The following is a 17690-nucleotide window of genomic DNA, read 5'->3' on the forward strand; positions in this document are numbered from 1 at the left end:
GCCATTTGCGTGCACATACGAAAACATTTGCGGATTCGGGTGGCGCAACGCACACTGGCATAAAATAAGATTAGTCGGAGAAGATCGGTGCCTTCATGCTGTCCCGCCCCGTCGCGGCGTCAAGTCCTTGCCACGGCCAGCACGGCTGCGCTGGCGACAGGATGGGGGGCGGCGATGCCCGCTTCGGCCTGGGCGCAGAATGGCCTCAAGCCGATGGCATCCATGGCGGCCCCCATGCCTGCTAACGCGGTGCAGCCCTTCGACATGGCCGACGTCACGCTGGCGGACAGTCCCTTCCTCCATGCGCAGAAGATGACCGAGGCGTATCTGATGCGCCTGCAGCCCGACCGGTTGCTCGCGAATTTCCGCACCAATGCCGGATTGAAGCCCAAGGCGCCGGTCTATGGCGGCTGGGAGTCGGAGGCGCAGTGGGCTGACATCAACTGCCATGGCCATACGCTGGGCCATTATCTCTCGGCCTGTGCGCTGGCGTACCGCGCGACCAAGGACAAGCGCTACCGCCAGCGCATCGACTATATCGCGAATGAACTGGCCGCGTGCCAGCAGGCGGCGGGCACCGGCCTGGTCTGCGCCTTTCCGAAGGGGCCGGCGCTGGTCGCGGCGCATCTGCGTGGCGAGCCGATCACCGGTGTGCCCTGGTACACGCTGCACAAGGTCTATGCGGGCCTGCGCGATGCGGTGCAGCTCGCGGGGAGCGAGGCGGCGCGGCCGGTGCTGATCCGGCTGGCCGATTGGGGCGTCGTCGCCACCAAGCCGCTGTCGGATGCCCAGTTCGAGACGATGCTGGAGACCGAATATGGCGGCATGAACGAGGTGTATGCCGATCTGTATTTCATGACCGGCAACGAGGACTATCGCCGTCTGGCCGAACGCTTCTCGCAAAAGGCGGTGATGAAGCCGCTGGGCCAGGGCCGCGACTATCTCGACGGGATGCACGCCAACACCCAGATTCCGAAGATCATCGGTTTCCAGCGCGTCTATGAGGCGAATGGCGATGATGCCTATCACAACGCCGCCGCCTTTTTCTGGCGGACGGTCGCGCATACCCGCGCCTTTGCCACCGGCGGGCATGGCGATGGCGAGCATTTCTTCGCCATGGCGGACTTCGACAAGCATGTCTTCTCCGCCAAGGGATCGGAGACATGCTGCCAGCACAATATGCTGAAGCTGACCCGCGCGCTGTTCCTGCGCGACCCGCAGGCGGAATATGCCGATTATTACGAGCGGACGCTCTACAATGGCATCCTCGCCTCGCAGGACCCGGACTCGGGCATGGCGACCTATTTCCAGGGTGCGCGGCCGGGGTACATGAAGCTCTATCACACGCCCGAGGACAGCTTCTGGTGCTGCACCGGCACGGGCATGGAAAATCATGTGAAGTATTGCGACTCGATCTACTTCCATGACGACCGGGCGCTGTACGTGAACCTGTTCATTCCCTCGACTGTGACCTGGGCCGACAAGGGGGCGTCGCTGACCCAGGCGACGAACTTCCCCGAGGCGGGCAACACCCAGTTCCGCTGGAAACTGCGCCAGCCGACCGAACTGACCCTGAAGCTGCGCCACCCGAAATGGAGCCGCACCGCGACCCTGCTGGTCAACGGCGCGGAGGTGCAGCGCTCCGACAAGCCGGGAAGCTATGCGGAACTGACCCGGACCTGGAAGACCGGCGACACGGTCGAATGGCGTATGGTCATGGAACCCGCCGTCGAGAGCGCCCCCGCCGCGCCGGAGATCGTCGCCTTCACCTATGGCCCGCTGGTGCTGGCGGGCGCACTGGGTCGCGAGGGGCTGGCGCCGGGTGCGGACATCATCGTCAGCGAGCGGAAGTACGGCGAGTATAACGACACGCCGTTCCAGGCCCCGACGCTATCGGGTGAGCCCGATGCCCTGGCGAAGACGATCAGCGCGACCGGCAAGCCGCTGGAGTTCACCATCCCGGCGGCGGACGGCCAGAAGGTGCGGCTGGTCCCGTATCATCGCATCGCGCATGAGCGTTACGCGACATATTGGAAGCTGGCCTGATTGCGGACTAAGACCACCCCGGCGAAGGCCGGGGTCCAGTTGCCCTGTCACCGCGGTTGATCCCAGAAGATTTGTTCGCGCGGAGGCGCGGAGGACGCAGAGAGGGTATCGGATTGGCGACGGCGCAGCTCCATCAGCACATGATGGAGAGAGGCAGAGCAGGATGACATTACGCTGAGTCTATGAGAGCCCCTCCCCTTCAGGGGAGGGGTTGGGGTGGGGCCTTTCCACGAACGCCGCGCTTGCGGAAGCGCCCCACCCCCGGCCCCTCCCCTGAAGGGGAGGGGGGCCATTTCAGGTCATCAAGGTCGAGAGCTGCCCCATGCGAGACACCTCCGCGTCCTCCGCGCCTCCGCGCGAACATAATCTCTCTCGGCGCTCCACCGATCGCGTGGCAAGTGGACCCAGGCCTTCGCCGGGGTGGGGCTATAGAGTGATGTCGGAATGGTGGGCGATGACGGGCTCGAACCGCCGACATTCTCGGTGTAAACGAGACGCTCTACCAACTGAGCTAATCGCCCCCTCTCGGGAAGCCCTGCCTAATGCCGATGCGCTTGGCGTCTGGCAAGCCGCTTTTATGCGGTAAACCCATCTGGTTCGTTTGTTGGATACAAACCCGACTGTTATCGGTACATAACGGGAACATCGAGGGGCGGATGCGATCGGGGAAGCGGTCGGGTTCGCGCTCGGTGTTTCGGGGGGAGCGGGGATGGCCGGAACGGGGGAGGGCGCGCGGTGGACGCTGGCGCGGCGACGGCAATTCCTGGCGGCGCTGGCGGTCAGCGCCGATGCGGGGGCGGCAGCACGCGCGGTGGGAGAGACGCTGCGGGCTGCACGCACTTTGCGGGCGCGCGACCGGGCCTTTGGCGAGGCCTGGGATGAAGCGATCGGCGCGGCGCATGCGCTGGTCGAGGAAGGGCTGCTGCGCCGGATGCTGACCCTGTTGGCGGCCGAGGACGGGGAGGAGGGCGGAGAGGCCGGTGCGGGGACCACCGGCCTCTCCATCACCCCGCCGCTCAGCGCCACCGAGGTGCAATTCTATCTGAAGCTGCTCGCACGCCGCGATGCGCTGGCCAAGGCCGGTGACGGCGCGAGCGAAGCGGCACGGGCCGACTCGGCCGAGACCGATGCGGCGCTGGAACGCGCGCTCGATGGGCTGGCGCGTCGGCGGTTGAAGGGGATGGCGTGATGGCGGGACAGGATGCGGCGACGCGGCTCGCCACGCTGGCGATGCTGGAGCCGGGTGCGCGCGAACAGGCGCTGGCCGCGCTGAGCCCTGCGCAGAAGCGCGAACTGGTCGAGCGATGGGAATTATGGGCGCATGACGGACAGGTGGCGCCGCCGGGCGACTGGCGGGTGTGGCTGATCCGCGCCGGGCGTGGTTTCGGCAAGACGCGTGCGGGGGCGGAGTGGGTGAGTGCGCTCGCCCGCGAGCATCCGGGGGCGCGGATCGCGCTGATGGGGGCGACCTTGCGCGATGTCGAGCGCGTGATGGTGCGCGGCGAAAGCGGACTGCTGGCGGTGGCGCGCAAGGGCGAGACGCCGAAGTGGATCGGCAGTCTGGGGCAGGTGCATTTCGCGTCCGGCGCGATCGGCTTCGCCTATTCGGCCGCCGCGCCCGAGGCGCTGCGCGGGCCGCAGCATCATGCGGCGTGGTGCGACGAACTGGGCAAGTGGAAGGGGGAGGCCGGATGGGACAATCTGATGATGACGCTCCGGCTTGGCGAGCGGCCGCGTGTACTGGTCACGACCACGCCGCGCGCGACGCCCTTGATGCGCAAGGTCATGGCGCTGCCCGATTGCGTCGAGACGATCGGGCGGACCAGCGACAATGCGCATCTGCCCGACAGTTTTCAGGACGCGATGCTGGCGCAATATGGCGACACGCGGCTGGGGCGACAGGAGCTGGACGGCGAGATGGTCGACGACCGCGAGGGGGCCTTGTGGACCCGCGCGCTGCTCGACCGGCAGCGGGCCAAGACGGTGCCCGCGCTCGATCGGGTCGTGGTCGGCGTCGATCCGCCCGCGACCAGCAGCGGCGATGCCTGCGGGATCGTGGCGGTCGGGCTGGGGCGCGACGGGCATGGCTATGTGCTGGAGGATGCCAGCGAGGCCGGGCTTTCGCCGGAGGGCTGGGCCGCGCGGGTAGCAGGCTGTGCCCGGCGCAACCGCGCGGACCGGGTGGTGGCCGAGCGCAACCAGGGTGGCGACATGGTGGAAAGCGTGCTGCGGCTCGCCGATCCGACCCTGCCGGTGCATCTGGTCTATGCCTCGATCGGAAAGGCCGCGCGGGCGGAGCCGGTGTCGTTCCTCTATGCGCAAGGTAGGGTGTGGCATTCGCGAGGCTTCCCCGCGCTGGAGGATGAGCTGTGCGGGCTGGGGGTGGCGGGGGCCTATGACGGGCCCGGCCGCTCGCCGGACCGGGCGGATGCGCTGGTCTGGGCACTGACCGAGCTGATGCTGTCGGGGCGCGGGGCGCCGGGGATACGGAATTTATGAGCTGATCCTCCCCGGAACGGGGAGGGGGACTGCCGCGAAGCGGTGGTGGAGGGGGCGTGCCGCAAAGGGCGACCCGTGTGGAAGCCCCCCTCCGTCAGCGCTGCGCGCTGCCACCTCCCCGTGCCGGGGAGGAGCTAAGGGAGATTCGACGATGAGGATGTTCGGTCGCAAGACCGGGCGGGGGGCCGCGCGTCCTTTGCTCGGGCTGGGTTTGGCGCGGTCGGGGGTGCCGTTGACCGGTGCCGCGCCGTCCTATGAGACGCAGGTGCGCGAGGGGTATCTGCGCAATCCGGTGGCGCAGCGGGCGGTGCGGATGGTCGCAGGCGGACTGGCCGATGCGCCGCTGACCGCTTCGCATCCCGAACTGGTCGCTTTGGTCGCGGCGCGCAGCGAGGGGCAGGCGCTGCTGGAGACGGTGGCGACGCACATGCTGCTGCACGGCAATGCCTATGTGCAGATTCTGCGCGATGCCGGGGGCGAGGTGGCCGAGCTGTTCGCGCTGCGCCCCGAGCGGGTGACGATGGAGCTGGACGCCAGCGGCTGGCCCGCCGCCTATCTCTATCGCGCGGGCGGTCGCGTGACGACCTTGCCGGTCGATCCGGTGAAGCCGTCGGTGGTGCATCTGAAAAGCTGCCACCCGCTCGACGATCATTACGGGCTGGGCTGTCTGGGCGCGGCGGCGGGGGCGATCGCGATCCACAATGCGGCCGCCGCCTGGAACCGGGCGCTGCTCGACAATGCGGCGCGGCCGTCAGGGGCTTTGGTCTATGATCCGGGTGACGGTTCGACGCTGACCCCGGACCAGTTCGAGCGGTTGCGCGCCGAGATGGAGGGCTTTGCGGGCAGCGGCAATGCCGGGCGTCCGCTGCTGCTGGAGGGCGGATTGAAGTGGCAGGCGATGAGCCTGACCCCGGCCGAGCTGGACTTCATCGCGGCCAAGTCATCGGCGGCGCGCGAGATCGCGCTGGCCTTCGGGGTGCCGCCGATGCTGCTCGGCCTGCCCGGCGACAACACCTATGCCAATTATCGCGAGGCGAACCGTGCCTTGTGGCGACAGGCGATCCTGCCGCTGGCAGGCGGAGTCCTGAGCGGCCTGGCGCAGGGACTGGCGGGCTGGTTCGAGGGCGCGAGCCTGTCGGTCGACATCAACCGCGTCACCGCGCTGGCCGAGGAACGCCAGATGCTGTGGCAGATGGCGGCGAGCGCCGACTTCCTCGATCCGGCGGAGAAGCGCCAGATGGTCGGCCTGTCATGAGCGGGGACGTTTTGGCGCGGCTGTTGGCGCAGGCGGCGGATAGCGGTGCGGACCTGGTGACGCTGCGCGCGGTGGCGGAGGAAGCGGGCGAGCTGGGCGCGACGCGGGCGCTGACCCGGCTGGGCCTCGCCGATGCCGACGCCGCAGAGGATGTCGCCGAACTGCGCGAACTGCTGACCGCCTGGCGCGAGGCGAAGTCGTCGGTGTGGAAGAGCGCGGTCGGCTGGCTGACCCGACTGCTCGGCGCGCTGCTGCTGGCAGGAATCGCGATGCGGCTGGGGATGGAGGACTGGCTGAAATGAGCCTTTCCTTCACCGGCTATGCCGCGATCTGGGACCGGATGGACCGGGCGGGCGACGTCATGCGGCGCGGGGCGTTCGCGGGGGCGGGCGACGTGCCGCTGCTCTGGCAGCATCGGGGCGAGGCGATGGGCCGCATCACCGCGCTCACCGAGGACGATAGCGGCCTGGCGGTCGAGGGCGTGGTCGACGACCCGGCACTCGCCGCGCTGGTCCGCTCGGGCGCGGTGGCGGGCCTGTCGGTCGGATACCGGCCGCGTGTCGTCCATCAGGGCGCGGCCCGCGCCATCCTGTCGGCCGAGCTCATCGAGATCAGCCTGGTGACGGTGCCGATGCAGCCGCTCGCCCGCGTGACTCACATTTTGACCAAGGGGGACTGATATGGACGTGATCGAACGACCCGTGCTGGACGGCGCGGCGGCCAAGACGAACGGCGCGTTCGACGGCTATGTGCGCAGCGGCACCACCGTCGAGCTGAAGGCCTTTACCGGCACCACCGGCGACAGCGGCGGTTTCGCCGTGCCGCGTGAAATCGACGCGGCGATCGGATCGGTGCTGCGCAACGTCTCGCCGATCCGCAGTATCGCCAATGTCGTGACGGTCGGCTCGGCGGGCTATCGCAAGCTGGTGACCACCGGCGGCACGCCTTCGGGCTGGGCGAGCGAGACGGCGGCGCGGCCCGAAACGGCGACGCCTAGCTTCGTCGAACTCGCGCCGCCGATGGGCGAGCTCTACGCCAATCCCTCGGCCAGCCAGGCGATGCTCGACGATGCGGCCTTCGATGTCGAAGGCTGGCTGGCCAGCGAGATCGCGACCGAGTTCGGCCGCGCGGAGGGGCAGGCCTTCGTCAACGGTTCGGGCGTCAACCGGCCCAAGGGCTTCCTGACCAACCCGATCTCGACCGCCAAGGACGGGGTACGCCCCTTCGGCACGCTGCAATATATCCCGAGCGGCGCGTCGGGTGCGTTCATGGCTGGCGGGGAGGATCGGCTGATCGAGCTTGTCCAGCTGCTACGTGCACCATACCGACAGGGGGCCTGTTTCGTGATGAATGCGGCCACTTCGGCCCGCATCCGCAAGCTGAAGACGACGGACGGGCAGTTCCTCTGGGCGCCCGGTCTGGTGGCGGGGCAGCCCGCCACGCTGCTCGGCTATCCGGTCGTCGAGGCGGAGGATATGCCCGATGTCGCGCAGGATGCCTGCGCCATCGCCTTCGGCAATTTCCAGGCGGGCTATCTGATCACCGAACGCGCCGAGACCGCGATCCTGCGCGATCCGTACAGCAACAAGCCGTTCGTCACCTTCTACGCCACGCGGCGAGTCGGCGGCTGCGTCAGCGACTCGGAGGCGATCAAGCTGATGAAGTTCGCGACGGCCTAAGTCTCTGAAAAATCGGGGCAGCCGACAAAGGGCTGCCCCGTAGTTCAGGGAGGATGCCGAACCGGCCGGGGGGCGCGGGGTCGGCATGGCCGGTGCCCAAGGGGGAGGCGGGCAGCGGCTGTCGGACTCTCTGCGCGCCAACTGTGACGCCCGTGTGTCGAGCTTGTCGCAACTTGTATCGGTGAAGGAGAATTCATGATGAGCGGGACGAAGGAGGCCATGCCCCTTGCGACCGTGACGGCGGCGGCGGGCGCGGTGCGCGCATTGCTTCGGCTGGAAGAGGGCAATGAAGCGGCGCTGGTCGAGCGCGTAGCGGGCGTTGCGCTGGGACTGGCCGAATCCTTTTGCGGGCAGATGCTGATTCAGCGGTTGGTCGAGGAGCCGATGCCGGGATCGGTAGCGTGGCAGGCGTTGGCGGCGACGCCGGTCGTGACGATCCTGTCCGGCGGGGAAAACGCGATCGACCGGGACGGGCGCGGCTGGGTTCGCATGCAGGAGGCCGCGACGGTGCGCTATCGTGCAGGCCTGGCCGAGGCTTGGGACAGCCTGCCGCCCGAGATCGCACATGGCGTGGCGATCATGGGGGCGCATCTGTTCGACAATCGCGATGCCGCCGCCGTGCCGCCTGCCGCCGTTGCCGCACTCTGGCGGCCCTATCGGCGGATGCGGCTCGACGGGCCGAGGCGGGCATGACCGCGCGGGAGGCACTGCGCGCCGGGCTGATGACCGCGCTCCGCCCCGCGCTGACGCCGCTGGGGGTGGCCCTGTTCGATGCGGTGCCGGTGCGGGCGAGCGTGCCGCAAGCCGTGCTGGGCGAGCCGAGCGATAGCGATTGGGGCGCGGCGGGAATCGAGGGGCGCGAGCTGCGCGTCGCGCTGACCCTGACCGATGAGGGCGAACAGCCCCGACGGCTGCGCGCCTGCGTCCAGGCGGTGGAGGCGATCGGATTGCCGGAGATCCTGGCGGACGGATGGCGGGTGGCGGGGCTGAGCGTGACCGCGACCCGCATGGCGAAGACGGGCGCGCGCTGGACCGCGAGCGTCGAATGGCGCGCCCGGCTGTGGCGCACGGGACAATAGGGGGACGGGACATGGCAATCGAAAAGGGAAGCGCCTTTCTGCTCAAGATCGGCGACGGGGCGGAGCCGCCCGCCTTCGCGACGATGGCGGGACTGCGCACCACGCAGCTGTCGATCAACGGCGAGACGGTGGTGGTGACGAGCAAGGATTCGGGCGGCTGGCGCGAATTGCTGTCGGGCGCTGGCGTGCGGCATGTCAGCGTGGCGGGCGCCGGCGTGTTCACCGGATCGGCGGCGGAGGCGCGGATGCGCGGCCATGCGCTGGCAGGCACGATCGAAACCTATCGGCTGAGCTTCGAAAGCGGCGGGTCGATGACCGGGCGGTTCTTGGTCACGCGCCTCGACTATAGCGGCGATTTCGGTGGCGAGCGGACTTATACGCTGGCGCTGGAAAGCTCCGGCCCAGTGGTGTCGGCATGAGCGCGAATCCGATGCGCGGCGAGGCGAGTGTCCGGGTCGGGGGTGCTGAGCTGGTCGTGCGGCCGAGCTTCCAGGCGCTGGTCGCGGCGGAGGGCGAGTTGGGGCCGTTGTTCGAGCTGGTCGAGCGGGCGGGCGAGGGCAAACTCTCGCTGGGGGAGGCGGCTACGCTGATCTGGCATTGCCTGCGCGAAGTGCCCGAGGGGCTGAGCCGCGAACAGCTGGGCGAGGCGCTGGTCGATCTGGGTCTGGCGGCGCTGGCACCCATACTGCGGCAATTGCTGCGTCAGATACTGGGCGGCCGATGACCTTTGCCGAGGCGGCGGCGCGGCTGGCGGGGATGGCGGGTGCGGTGCTGGGCTGGTCGCCCGACCGCTTCTGGCGCGCCACCCCGGCCGAGCTTCAGGGAATCGTGGCGGCGATGACAGGCGGAGCGGAGGGTGGCGATCCGCCCTCCCCCGCCACCCTCGCCCGCTTGCGGGAGATGTATCCGGATGGATGAGCAGGATTTCGCACCCCGCATCGATATGCGGGGCTTCATGGCGGACATGGGGTCGATGCGCGCCGAACTGTCGCGCGGGCTGGCCGATGCGGCGGAGATCGGCGCGCGCTCGGTCGAGGGGGCGCTGCTGCGCGCCGCGCGGACCGGCAAGTTCGGTTTCGAGGAACTGAAGGCGACGGCGCTGTCGGTGCTCGACCAGATCGCGCGCATGGCGCTGAAACAGGGTGTGGGCGCACTCAGCGACGGCGGGTTGCTCGGCCTGTTGGGCGGCCTCGCCTCGGGCCTGCCGGGGCGGGCGACCGGCGGGCCGGTATCGCCCGACCGCCCCTATCTGATCGGTGAGCGCGGGCCGGAGGTGTTCGTGCCGACGAACAGCGGGCGGGTCGAGACGCTGCGCCCCGGTGGTTCCCCGCGCGACGTGCGGGTGGCGATCACGATCAACGCCGGGGCGGGCGAGGCGGCGGGCGTGCTGCAACGCTCCAGCCGACAGGTGGCGCGGGCGGTGCGCGCGGCGCTGGCGGAGGATTGAGGGCCATGCCCCTCCACCACGCCCTTCGGGCGCGGTCCCCCTCCCCATCGGAGATGGGGAGGATTTGAGAGACCCATTCCTCCCCGAGCTACGCTTGGGGAGGGGGACCGCCGGGCGTCAGCCCGGTGGTGGAGGGGCCGGATTTGGGGGATGAACGATGCAATGGTGCCTGCATAGCGAACGCCGCGACCAGCGGAGCGACACGCTGTCGCGCTTCGACCCGCGTTACTGGACGGTCGATTTTCCGCGCCCGATGATGGCAGCGGTGGTCGCGACCGCACCGGACGCGCTGCGGATCGACGCCGTATTCTACCGTGCCGACGATCTGGCGGGGCTGATCTGGGAATCGGCCGACCGGCACGACCATCCGCTGCTGCGCTACGACACGGTGCGCGACTATCGCGACTGCCGGTTGCAGTTCCGCTGGCGCTCGGGCGGGATCAAGCCGCTGGATGCGCGGCATGGGCCGACGCTGACCATTGAGGGGCGCGACGAGAGCGGCAAGGCCCGTGCCTGGTATGTCCGGCTGTGGAATTACGCGACCGGCACGCCGGAGGATGCGGAGGTCGTGATCGACTTCGCGGACCTTGCGGGCGGGTTCCGATTTCCGCAAGATCGCGATCCCGTCTGGGCGGGGGATGTCGACCGGATGTTCGTCTCGCTGGTCGCCCCCGATTATGATGCGGGCGCGACCCTGCTGGCGCAGCCGCACGAGGGCTGGGTCGAGTTGACCGGCATCGCCTGTGACGGACCGGGCGCGGTGATCGGGGTCGGCGCAGGCGTCATGCCCGAACAGGGGTTCCGCATCGCCAGCGGTTATGACGACAGCTATCACCTGACGCCGCAGCGTTTGCTGCGCAACATGCTGCACCTCGGCTATCGCGGCGGCATCGTCCATTATGTCGGCATGAGCCATTATTTCCGGCTGGAACGCAGCGGGGACGGTCTTTACGCCAGCCTGATCGGCGGCGTGCTCAACATGGCCTGTGCGGCATGGCATCGGGGTTTCGCGGGCGAGGCCAAGGCACTGGGATACGACCTGATCTGGTCGCTATCCTACGAACTGTTCGACGCGCATTGCTGGGGCGACTGGAAACAGCGTTCGGCCGATGGCGCGCCCGCGCTGACCGGATGGGAGCCGCCGTCCACGCTGCTCAGCCCGGCGCATTCCGGCGCGATGGCCTATCTCCAGGCGGTGGCGCAGGCCTTTCTGGCGATCGGCCAAGCGGCCGGGCTCGCCCCGCAATTCCAGGTCGGCGAACCCTGGTGGTGGGTGCGTCCCTCGGACGGTGCGCCATGCCTGTACGACGCGGCTGCGGTGGCGGCCTTCGCACCGGTGCCGATGGCAAGCATCGCGGGTGCGAAGAGCCAGGCGCAACGCGACACCCTGGACCGCGCGGGGGCGTGGCTTGCGGCCTCGACGGCGGCGTTGTGCGCGGCGGCAAAGGCGGCGGCGCCGGGCTGCGTCACGCATCTGCTCACCTATCTGCCAACCGTGCTCGACCCGCTCGCGCCCGAGGCTAGCCGCGCCAACATGCCGATCGGCTGGGCGAGCCCGGCCTTCGAAGTGCTTCAGCTGGAGGATTATGATTGGGTGACGGCGGGCGACACCGCCTCGACCCGGAAGGGCGTCGCGCTGGCCGAGGCACGGCTCGGCTACCCGCCTGCGCGCCAGCATTACCTGTCGGGCTTCGTGCTGCGCGGCGATCAGCGGGACCAATGGGGTCGCATCGCCGACGCCGCGCAGGTGGCGCGCGAGCGGGGCGTGGCTGCGACGCACCTGTGGGCGATGCCGCAGGTGATGCGCGACGGATTTGTGTGCTGGGAAGGGGAGGAGGACGAGGTGCAGGCTTTCGACGATGTGCTGTTCCCGCTGGCGCTGGGGCGCGAGGCGGAGGTGACGCCGGGCTTCTCCACCGCGATCCTGACCAGCGCGGGCGGGCGCGAGGCACGCAATGCGGCCTGGGCGGAGGCGCGGACGACCTATGATGTCGGACCCGGCATCCGCTCGGCCGAGGACATTGCCGCGCTGCTCGGCTTTTTCCGGGCGCGGATGGGACCGGCGCGGGGCTTCCGCCTCCGCGATCCCTTCGACAGCAGCGGCACCGACGAGGTGATCGGCATCGGCGACGGCACCACCCGCCGCTTTGCGCTGGTCCGACATTATGGTGGCCAGTCGCGCCGTATCACCCGACCGGTGGCGGGCAGTGTCTCTGTGAAGGTCGCAGGCCTCAGCGTCACCGGCTTCGGACTGGAGTCGGGCGGCTGGCTGCTGTTCGACACCGCGCCTGCCAAGGGCGCGGCGATCACCGCCAGCTTCATCTTCGACGTGCCCGTCCGCTTTGCCGAGGATCGGTTGAGCGCGACGCTGGCCGGGTTCCGCGCGGGCGCGGCGGCGTCTGTCCCGCTGGTCGAGGTGCGGGAGGCATGAGCGCCGATACGCTGACGACATGGGTGCTGTGCTGGCGGATCGACCGGCGCGACGGAGTGACGATCGGGCTGACGGGCCACGACCATGACCTGTGGATCGAGGGGCTGCGCTACCGTGCCGCGCCCGGCCTGACGCCCAGTGCGATCCTGCGCGGCGACGGCCTCGCCCCCGATCTGATGGAGGCGTCGGGGGCGCTGACCAGCGCGGCGATCGGCGAGCGTGATCTGCTGAGCGGCCGTTGGGACGGGGCGAGCGTGGCGGCGATCGCGGTCGACTGGACCGGCGAGGCAGCGCCTGTGCCGCTGGGACAGGGAACGATCGGCGCGGTCCAACTGGGCGAGGGCGGCTTCACCGCCGAATTGCGCGGGGTGGCGGCATCGCTCGACCGGCCGGTGGCGGAGGAAACATCGCCCGATTGCCGCGCCTCGCTGGGCGACCGGCGGTGCCGCGTGGCGATGGCGGGGCGGCGGCGGTTCGTGCGGGTGACGGCCTGGGACGGCGAAGTCGCGCTGACCCTCGACGCCGCCGAGCCGGTCGCCAACGCCTATGGCCAGGGGCGGCTGATCTGGTTCGGCGGCGACAATGCCGGATTGGAAGCCATGGTGGCGCGGTCCGAGGGGAATCGGCTGTGGCTGTCCGCCGCATCTGCCTTCGCAGTCGCGCCGGGCGCGCTGATCGAACTGGTCGAGGGGTGTGACAAGCGGCTCGAAACCTGCCTGTCGCGCTTCGGCAATGTCGTCAATTTTCGTGGCGAGCCGTTCCTGCCCGGCATCGACCTGCTCACCCGCTATCCCGGCGCATGAACGGTGTGGAGGCGGCGGCGCGGGCGCTGGTCGGCGTGCGCTTCCGGCTGCACGGGCGCGACGCGGTGCATGGGCTGGATTGCGTCGGGCTGGTCGCGCTGGCGACGGGGCGGGAGGCGCCGACCGGTTATGGCTGGCGCAGCAGCGACGAGGGGCGGGTGGCGGCGCTGCTCGATGCCGTGTTCGAGCGAGGCGGGGATGAGCCGGGCGCGGTGCTGCTGATGCAGGCCGGGCCGGGGCAACTTCATCTGGCGATCCGGGTGAGCGACGGGATCGTCCATGCCGATGCGGGGCTGCGCCGTGTCGCCTGGCGGCCGAGTGCGCCGCCCTGGCCGGTGCTGGGATATTGGAAGGGGGAGGGGTAATGGCGACCTTGGTCTTGGGCACGGTGGGACGTGCGCTGCTAGGGCCGGTGGGCGGCGCGATCGGCGCGCTGATCGGCAATCGGGTCGATCATGCGGTTCTTGGCCCGCCGCGCAGGCAAAGCCCGCGCCTGGCCGAACTGTCGGTGCAGACATCCACCTATGGCACGCAGATGCCCGCCGTCTTCGGCACGATGCGCGTCGCCGGGCCGGTGATCTGGGCGACCGATCTGGTCGAGGCGCGGGGCGTGATCGGCAGCGGCAAGGGGCGGCCGGGTACGGAAAGCTACAGCTACTCCGCCAACTTCGCGGTCGCCTTGTCGGGGCGGGCGATCCGGCGGGTCGGGCGGATCTGGGCCGATGGCCGGTTGCTGCGCGGGAGCACGGGGGACTTCAAGGTCGCGACCGGCTTTCGCGTCTATCCTGGCACCGAGGACCAGCCGGTCGACCCACTGATCGCCTCGATCGAGGGGGCGCGGGCTTCGGCCTTTCGCGGTGTCGCCTATGCCGTGTTCGAGGGGCTGGCCCTGGCCGAGTTCGGCAATCGTATCCCGCAACTGACCTTCGAGGTGGAGGCCGATCCCGGTCCCGTCTCCTGTGACGGGATCGCGCGGGCGCTGTCGCCCGTGGTGCGGCCCGCCGATGCGGGGATGAGTGTGGCGGGCTTTGCGGCGAGCGGTGGCAGCGTGCGCGCGGTGCTGGATATGCTGGCCGACATGAGCGGCGGGCAATGGGTCGCCGAGGGGGCGGGCGTACGGCTGGCCGTGCCGGGTGCCGGGGCCGGGACGGTCATCCACGACGATGGCATGGGCGCAAAGGGACCGGGGCGTCGCAACGTGCGCGAAATGGCGGGCGAGGATGTGGTCCCCAGCAGCGTCACGGTCGCCCATTACGACCCGGCGCGCGATTATCAGATCGGAGTGCAGCGCGCCCGTCGCCCCGGTGGCGTGCGGGACGACCGAGTCGAACTGGCCGCCGCGCTCGATGCCGCGACCGCGCGCACGCTGGCGCAGGATCGGCTGGCGCGCCACGCCGTGGAGCGGGTGCGGCGTATCGTGACGCTCGGCCCCGAGGCGCTGACTATCACGCCGGGCAACATCGTGCGGATCGATGGCGAGGCGGGGCGCTGGCGGGTGATCGAGGCGGCGTGGGAGGCGATGGCGGTCCGGCTGACCTGCGTGCCGCTGGGGCAGGGCGGGCCGATCCTGCCTGCCTCGCCTGGCCGGATCGCACGGGCGGCGGATCGAGTGATCGGCGCGACCCGGCTGATCGCGTTCGAGGCGCCACCGCTGACCGACGAACTGCTCTCGGCGCCGCGCCTGTCGGTGGTGGCGGCGGGCGGCCCCGGCTGGCGACAGGCGGAGCTGGCCTATAGCCTCGACGACGGCGCAAGCTGGACGGCGCTCGGCCCGACGGCGCTGCCCGGTATCATCGGGGTGGTCAGCGCGGTGACGCCCGGCGGCGGCGGCGCCCTGGTCGATCGTCGGGGAAGATTCGACGTGCAACTGGTCGAGGATCTGGCGGATGCCGATGATGCTGCGCTGGATGCGGGCGCCAACCTCGCCTGGATCGACGGCGAACTGATCCAGTTCGCCCAGGCACGGCCGCTGGGTGACAAGCGCTGGCGATTGAGCGGCTTGCGGCGCGGGCTTCGTGGAACCGAGGCGATGATCGGACAAGCTGCGCCCGGCGCATCCTTCGTCCTGATCGCGCCCGGTTCGGTGCGGACATTGGACGTGCCGATCGAGATGCTGGGCCGCAGCGTGCGTTTCCTGGCCCACGGCCTGGGCGACCCGGTCGAGGGTGTTCAGGCGTCGGCGGCAGTCACTGGCCTATCGGTCCTGCCGCCTCCGCCGGTCGGCTGGCGGTGTCGGCGCGGTGCGGACGGGCGCGTCACCATCGGTTGGACGCGGCGGAGCCGGATCGGCTGGCGCTGGCTGGACCGGGTGGATGCGCCGCTGGGCGAGGAGACGGAGCGCTATCGCATCACCATCGGCGACCGGGTCGAGGAACTGACCTCACCTATGTGGAGCGGCACGGTGGCGGACGGAACGCGGGTGGCGATCCGGCAGATCGGGACCTGGGGTGCATCCGCGCCGCTGGTCGGAATCGTGGGGGAGGGATGATGACGACGAACGACACACCGCGCTGGATGTTGCCCATGCTGGCGGCGGGACAGGCGCAGAAGGAGCTGACCCACAACGAGGCGCTGAGCCTGCTCGACCTGGTCGTGCAGCCTTGCGTCGAGGCGGTCGGCGTGAATGCGCCGCCCGCCACTCCATCGCCCGGCCAGGCCTGGATCGTCGGCGACCGGCCGGACGATATCTGGACGGGCCGTGCCGGAATGATGGCAGGCTGGACCGATGGCGGCTGGCGATTCCTGGTTCCGCGGGTAGGATTGTCGGTGTGGAGCCGGGCCGATGACTGCCGCTGCGAATGGGACGGAAATCAGTGGCGGCTGGGCCGTGTCGCGGCCCGGTCGCTGGTAATCGAGGGAAAAAAAGTTGTTGGCGCGCAACGACCTGGCATCGCGCTGCCATCTGGCGGCCAAGTCATTGATTTCGAAGCACGTTTTGCGCTGAACGCGATTATCGCGACGCTTCGCGACCATGGTCTGGTGGCGTCCGGCTGACCGGAAATCTGTGCTTTTAATGCCACAGTCGGGGGCTTTTGTTCGCTTGCGTGGAAACCAACGCTCCGATAGTGGGTTTGCGCTGTCCGTAGTGACAACCAAGAAAGGGGACTATGATGCGGAAGCTTGCCATTGTTCTGGCACTCGCCTCCACCGCTCTGGCTTCGCCTGCCCTCGCCCGCGACAAGTCGTGGTACGTCGGCATCGAAGGCGGCGGGATGATCGTCGAAGACATCGATTATGATGTCACCGGCACGCGCACCGGCGTTGCGACCGTCGACCATGACTATGGTTACGACGTTGACGGCGTGATGGGTTACGACTTCGGTGGTTTCCGTCTGGAAACCGAAGTCGGCTATCGTCGCGCAACGGTTGACGGCTTCAGCTCGACCACGCTGACCAACACCGGCATCGGTGCTGGCACCGTTCCGGCTGGCAGCTACAGCTATGCCGGTGGTTCGACCTCGGCGCTCAGCTTCATGCTGAACGGCTTGCTCGACTTCGGTGCTGACGACGGCATCCAGGGCTTCGTCGGTGGCGGTGTCGGTGTGGCTCGCGTCAAGGCGAACTACGCTCTCAATAACCGCGCTGACTTCCTGAACGACTCGGACACCGTGTTCGCGTGGCAGGCTCTGGCGGGCATCCGTGCACCGCTGACCGACCACATCGACGCGACGCTGAAGTATCGCTTCTTCAACGCCGAGAACGTTAAGCTGGTCGACGTCGCCAACAACACGCATGACGGCCGTTTCCGGTCGCACTCGCTGCTGGGTGGCGTGGCGTACAACTTCGGTGAGCCGGCTGCTCCGCCGCCTCCGCCGCCGCCCCCGCCGCCCCCGCCGCCTCCTCCCCCGCCGCCCCCGCCGCCGGCTCCCGAGGCCGTGCCGTGCTCGCCGGGTCCGTTCATCGTGTTCTTCGAGTGGAACAAGTCGGACATCACCCCGGAAGCAGCGTCGATCCTCGACAACGCGATCACCCAGTACCAGAGCTGCGGCAATGCCCGCGTGATGGTTGCAGGCTTCACCGACACGTCGGGTACGCCGAAGTACAACATGGGTCTGTCGCAGCGTCGTGCCGACGCGGTGAAGGCGTACATGACCTCGCATTCGATCCCCGATGGCTCGATCGCCACGGAAGCCTTCGGCGAACAGCGCGACAAGCTGCGCGTTCAGACCGCCGACGGCGTCCGCGAGGTCCAGAACCGTCGCGTCGAGATCACCTACGGTCCGGGCGCTGGCCAGTAAGCCACGCTCAACCAAGGTTGATTGCGAAAAGAGGGAGGTCGGCGAAAGCCGGCCTCCTTTTTTCTTGTCCGCAATGCGAGGGGGAGAGGGTTAGCGACGCTTGCTAGCCCGATGCTCGGTCGACCCCTTACTCGGGCTGCGCTAGCCAGCTACTCCGGCAGGCTCCGCCGACCCCCCTCTAAAGTGAGGGGAGAGGCGGCGTTACGAATGCTG

At 69.2% G+C, this 17690-nt stretch carries 19 protein-coding genes and 1 tRNA gene; 19 read left to right on the top strand and 1 reads right to left on the bottom strand.

The window, feature by feature from the left end:
* Positions 1-234 precede the first annotated feature (234 nt).
* A complete protein-coding gene (locus GGQ89_RS01085; RefSeq protein WP_240456558.1) occupies positions 235-2046 on the top strand; it encodes a glycoside hydrolase family 127 protein in 1812 nt (603 codons plus the stop codon).
* Between the two features lie 445 nt (positions 2047-2491).
* Here GGQ89_RS01085 and GGQ89_RS01090 read toward each other — a convergent pair.
* Positions 2492-2567 (bottom strand) — tRNA-Val (locus GGQ89_RS01090).
* Between the two features lie 188 nt (positions 2568-2755).
* Here GGQ89_RS01090 and GGQ89_RS01095 point away from each other — a divergent pair.
* The 18 genes from GGQ89_RS01095 (at position 2756) to GGQ89_RS01180 (ending at position 17477) form a co-directional block, all read left to right on the top strand.
* Positions 2756-3235 carry a hypothetical protein gene (locus GGQ89_RS01095; protein WP_076714779.1) on the top strand — a complete coding sequence of 160 codons (480 nt, stop codon included), beginning with the start codon at positions 2756-2758 and terminating at the stop codon, positions 3233-3235.
* Positions 3235-4545 (top strand): DNA-packaging protein, encoded by a 1311-nt coding sequence (locus GGQ89_RS01100; protein ID WP_076714781.1) that lies wholly within the window; start codon positions 3235-3237, stop codon positions 4543-4545. Before GGQ89_RS01095 ends, GGQ89_RS01100 begins: the two co-directional genes overlap by 1 nt.
* Before the next feature lie 151 nt (positions 4546-4696).
* Positions 4697-5800, top strand: coding sequence for a phage portal protein (locus GGQ89_RS01105; protein ID WP_184103393.1), 1104 nt, complete (start codon positions 4697-4699; stop codon positions 5798-5800).
* Positions 5797-6102 carry a DUF6127 family protein gene (locus GGQ89_RS01110; protein ID WP_056431169.1) on the top strand — a complete coding sequence of 102 codons (306 nt, stop codon included), beginning with the start codon at positions 5797-5799 and terminating at the stop codon, positions 6100-6102. Before GGQ89_RS01105 ends, GGQ89_RS01110 begins: the two co-directional genes overlap by 4 nt.
* Positions 6099-6479, top strand: a complete 381-nt coding sequence (locus GGQ89_RS01115; protein ID WP_184103396.1) for an HK97 family phage prohead protease — start codon at positions 6099-6101, stop codon at positions 6477-6479. The genes GGQ89_RS01110 and GGQ89_RS01115 overlap by 4 nt, the downstream gene beginning before the upstream one ends.
* A 1-nt stretch (position 6480) precedes the next feature.
* Positions 6481-7479 (top strand): phage major capsid protein, encoded by a 999-nt coding sequence (locus tag GGQ89_RS01120; protein WP_184103398.1) that lies wholly within the window; start codon positions 6481-6483, stop codon positions 7477-7479.
* 198 nt (positions 7480-7677) lie between these two features.
* Entirely contained in the window at positions 7678-8172 is a 495-nt protein-coding gene (locus GGQ89_RS01125; RefSeq protein ID WP_240456559.1) for a head-tail connector protein, read from the top strand.
* Positions 8169-8558, top strand: coding sequence for a tail completion protein gp17 (gp17, locus tag GGQ89_RS01130; protein ID WP_184103401.1), 390 nt, complete (start codon positions 8169-8171; stop codon positions 8556-8558). Before GGQ89_RS01125 ends, gp17 begins: the two co-directional genes overlap by 4 nt.
* A gap of 11 nt (positions 8559-8569) precedes the next feature.
* Positions 8570-8977, top strand: a complete 408-nt coding sequence (locus GGQ89_RS01135) for a phage major tail protein, TP901-1 family (protein ID WP_076714791.1) — start codon at positions 8570-8572, stop codon at positions 8975-8977.
* Positions 8974-9282, top strand: a complete 309-nt coding sequence (locus tag GGQ89_RS01140; RefSeq protein ID WP_184103404.1) for a gene transfer agent family protein — start codon at positions 8974-8976, stop codon at positions 9280-9282. Before GGQ89_RS01135 ends, GGQ89_RS01140 begins: the two co-directional genes overlap by 4 nt.
* Positions 9279-9476 (top strand): phage tail assembly chaperone, encoded by a 198-nt coding sequence (locus GGQ89_RS01145; RefSeq protein WP_184103407.1) that lies wholly within the window; start codon positions 9279-9281, stop codon positions 9474-9476. The genes GGQ89_RS01140 and GGQ89_RS01145 overlap by 4 nt, the downstream gene beginning before the upstream one ends.
* Complete coding sequence (locus GGQ89_RS01150; RefSeq protein ID WP_184103410.1) at positions 9469-10005, top strand: tail tape measure protein; 537 nt, start codon at positions 9469-9471, stop codon at positions 10003-10005. The genes GGQ89_RS01145 and GGQ89_RS01150 overlap by 8 nt, the downstream gene beginning before the upstream one ends.
* A 157-nt stretch (positions 10006-10162) precedes the next feature.
* Positions 10163-12436 (top strand): DUF2460 domain-containing protein, encoded by a 2274-nt coding sequence (locus GGQ89_RS01155; RefSeq protein WP_184103413.1) that lies wholly within the window; start codon positions 10163-10165, stop codon positions 12434-12436.
* Complete coding sequence (locus GGQ89_RS01160; RefSeq protein ID WP_184103416.1) at positions 12433-13239, top strand: DUF2163 domain-containing protein; 807 nt, start codon at positions 12433-12435, stop codon at positions 13237-13239. The genes GGQ89_RS01155 and GGQ89_RS01160 overlap by 4 nt, the downstream gene beginning before the upstream one ends.
* The gene (locus tag GGQ89_RS01165) at positions 13236-13604 is read left to right on the top strand and encodes a peptidoglycan endopeptidase (RefSeq protein ID WP_184103419.1); all 369 of its coding nucleotides are present in this window, start codon (positions 13236-13238) and stop codon (positions 13602-13604) included. The genes GGQ89_RS01160 and GGQ89_RS01165 overlap by 4 nt, the downstream gene beginning before the upstream one ends.
* The gene (locus GGQ89_RS20205; protein ID WP_184103422.1) at positions 13604-15727 is read left to right on the top strand and encodes a phage tail protein; all 2124 of its coding nucleotides are present in this window, start codon (positions 13604-13606) and stop codon (positions 15725-15727) included. Before GGQ89_RS01165 ends, GGQ89_RS20205 begins: the two co-directional genes overlap by 1 nt.
* A complete protein-coding gene (locus GGQ89_RS01175; RefSeq protein WP_184103425.1) occupies positions 15727-16233 on the top strand; it encodes a DUF2793 domain-containing protein in 507 nt (168 codons plus the stop codon). The genes GGQ89_RS20205 and GGQ89_RS01175 overlap by 1 nt, the downstream gene beginning before the upstream one ends.
* Positions 16234-16349: 116 nt before the next feature.
* Positions 16350-17477 (top strand): OmpA family protein, encoded by a 1128-nt coding sequence (locus tag GGQ89_RS01180; RefSeq protein WP_076717867.1) that lies wholly within the window; start codon positions 16350-16352, stop codon positions 17475-17477.
* The last annotated feature ends 213 nt before the right edge of the window (positions 17478-17690 follow it).

The organism is Sphingomonas yabuuchiae (genome assembly GCF_014199595.1).
Lineage (GTDB): Bacteria > Pseudomonadota > Alphaproteobacteria > Sphingomonadales > Sphingomonadaceae > Sphingomonas > Sphingomonas yabuuchiae.

Excerpts from the sequence above, each read along its gene's own strand:
- GGQ89_RS01085 (WP_240456558.1), top strand. The coding sequence starts at position 235 with ATGCCTGCTAACGCGGTGCAGCCCTTCGACATGGCCGACGTCACGCTG.
- GGQ89_RS01095 (WP_076714779.1), top strand. The coding sequence starts at position 2,756 with ATGGCCGGAACGGGGGAGGGCGCGCGGTGGACGCTGGCGCGGCGACGG.
- GGQ89_RS01100 (WP_076714781.1), top strand. The coding sequence starts at position 3,235 with ATGGCGGGACAGGATGCGGCGACGCGGCTCGCCACGCTGGCGATGCTG.
- GGQ89_RS01105 (WP_184103393.1), top strand. The coding sequence starts at position 4,697 with ATGAGGATGTTCGGTCGCAAGACCGGGCGGGGGGCCGCGCGTCCTTTG.
- GGQ89_RS01110 (WP_056431169.1), top strand. The coding sequence starts at position 5,797 with ATGAGCGGGGACGTTTTGGCGCGGCTGTTGGCGCAGGCGGCGGATAGC.
- GGQ89_RS01115 (WP_184103396.1), top strand. The coding sequence starts at position 6,099 with ATGAGCCTTTCCTTCACCGGCTATGCCGCGATCTGGGACCGGATGGAC.
- GGQ89_RS01120 (WP_184103398.1), top strand. The coding sequence starts at position 6,481 with ATGGACGTGATCGAACGACCCGTGCTGGACGGCGCGGCGGCCAAGACG.
- GGQ89_RS01125 (WP_240456559.1), top strand. The coding sequence starts at position 7,678 with ATGAGCGGGACGAAGGAGGCCATGCCCCTTGCGACCGTGACGGCGGCG.
- gp17 (WP_184103401.1), top strand. The coding sequence starts at position 8,169 with ATGACCGCGCGGGAGGCACTGCGCGCCGGGCTGATGACCGCGCTCCGC.
- GGQ89_RS01135 (WP_076714791.1), top strand. The coding sequence starts at position 8,570 with ATGGCAATCGAAAAGGGAAGCGCCTTTCTGCTCAAGATCGGCGACGGG.
- GGQ89_RS01140 (WP_184103404.1), top strand. The coding sequence starts at position 8,974 with ATGAGCGCGAATCCGATGCGCGGCGAGGCGAGTGTCCGGGTCGGGGGT.
- GGQ89_RS01145 (WP_184103407.1), top strand. The coding sequence starts at position 9,279 with ATGACCTTTGCCGAGGCGGCGGCGCGGCTGGCGGGGATGGCGGGTGCG.
- GGQ89_RS01150 (WP_184103410.1), top strand. The coding sequence starts at position 9,469 with ATGGATGAGCAGGATTTCGCACCCCGCATCGATATGCGGGGCTTCATG.
- GGQ89_RS01155 (WP_184103413.1), top strand. The coding sequence starts at position 10,163 with ATGCAATGGTGCCTGCATAGCGAACGCCGCGACCAGCGGAGCGACACG.
- GGQ89_RS01160 (WP_184103416.1), top strand. The coding sequence starts at position 12,433 with ATGAGCGCCGATACGCTGACGACATGGGTGCTGTGCTGGCGGATCGAC.
- GGQ89_RS01165 (WP_184103419.1), top strand. The coding sequence starts at position 13,236 with ATGAACGGTGTGGAGGCGGCGGCGCGGGCGCTGGTCGGCGTGCGCTTC.
- GGQ89_RS20205 (WP_184103422.1), top strand. The coding sequence starts at position 13,604 with ATGGCGACCTTGGTCTTGGGCACGGTGGGACGTGCGCTGCTAGGGCCG.
- GGQ89_RS01175 (WP_184103425.1), top strand. The coding sequence starts at position 15,727 with ATGACGACGAACGACACACCGCGCTGGATGTTGCCCATGCTGGCGGCG.
- GGQ89_RS01180 (WP_076717867.1), top strand. The coding sequence starts at position 16,350 with ATGCGGAAGCTTGCCATTGTTCTGGCACTCGCCTCCACCGCTCTGGCT.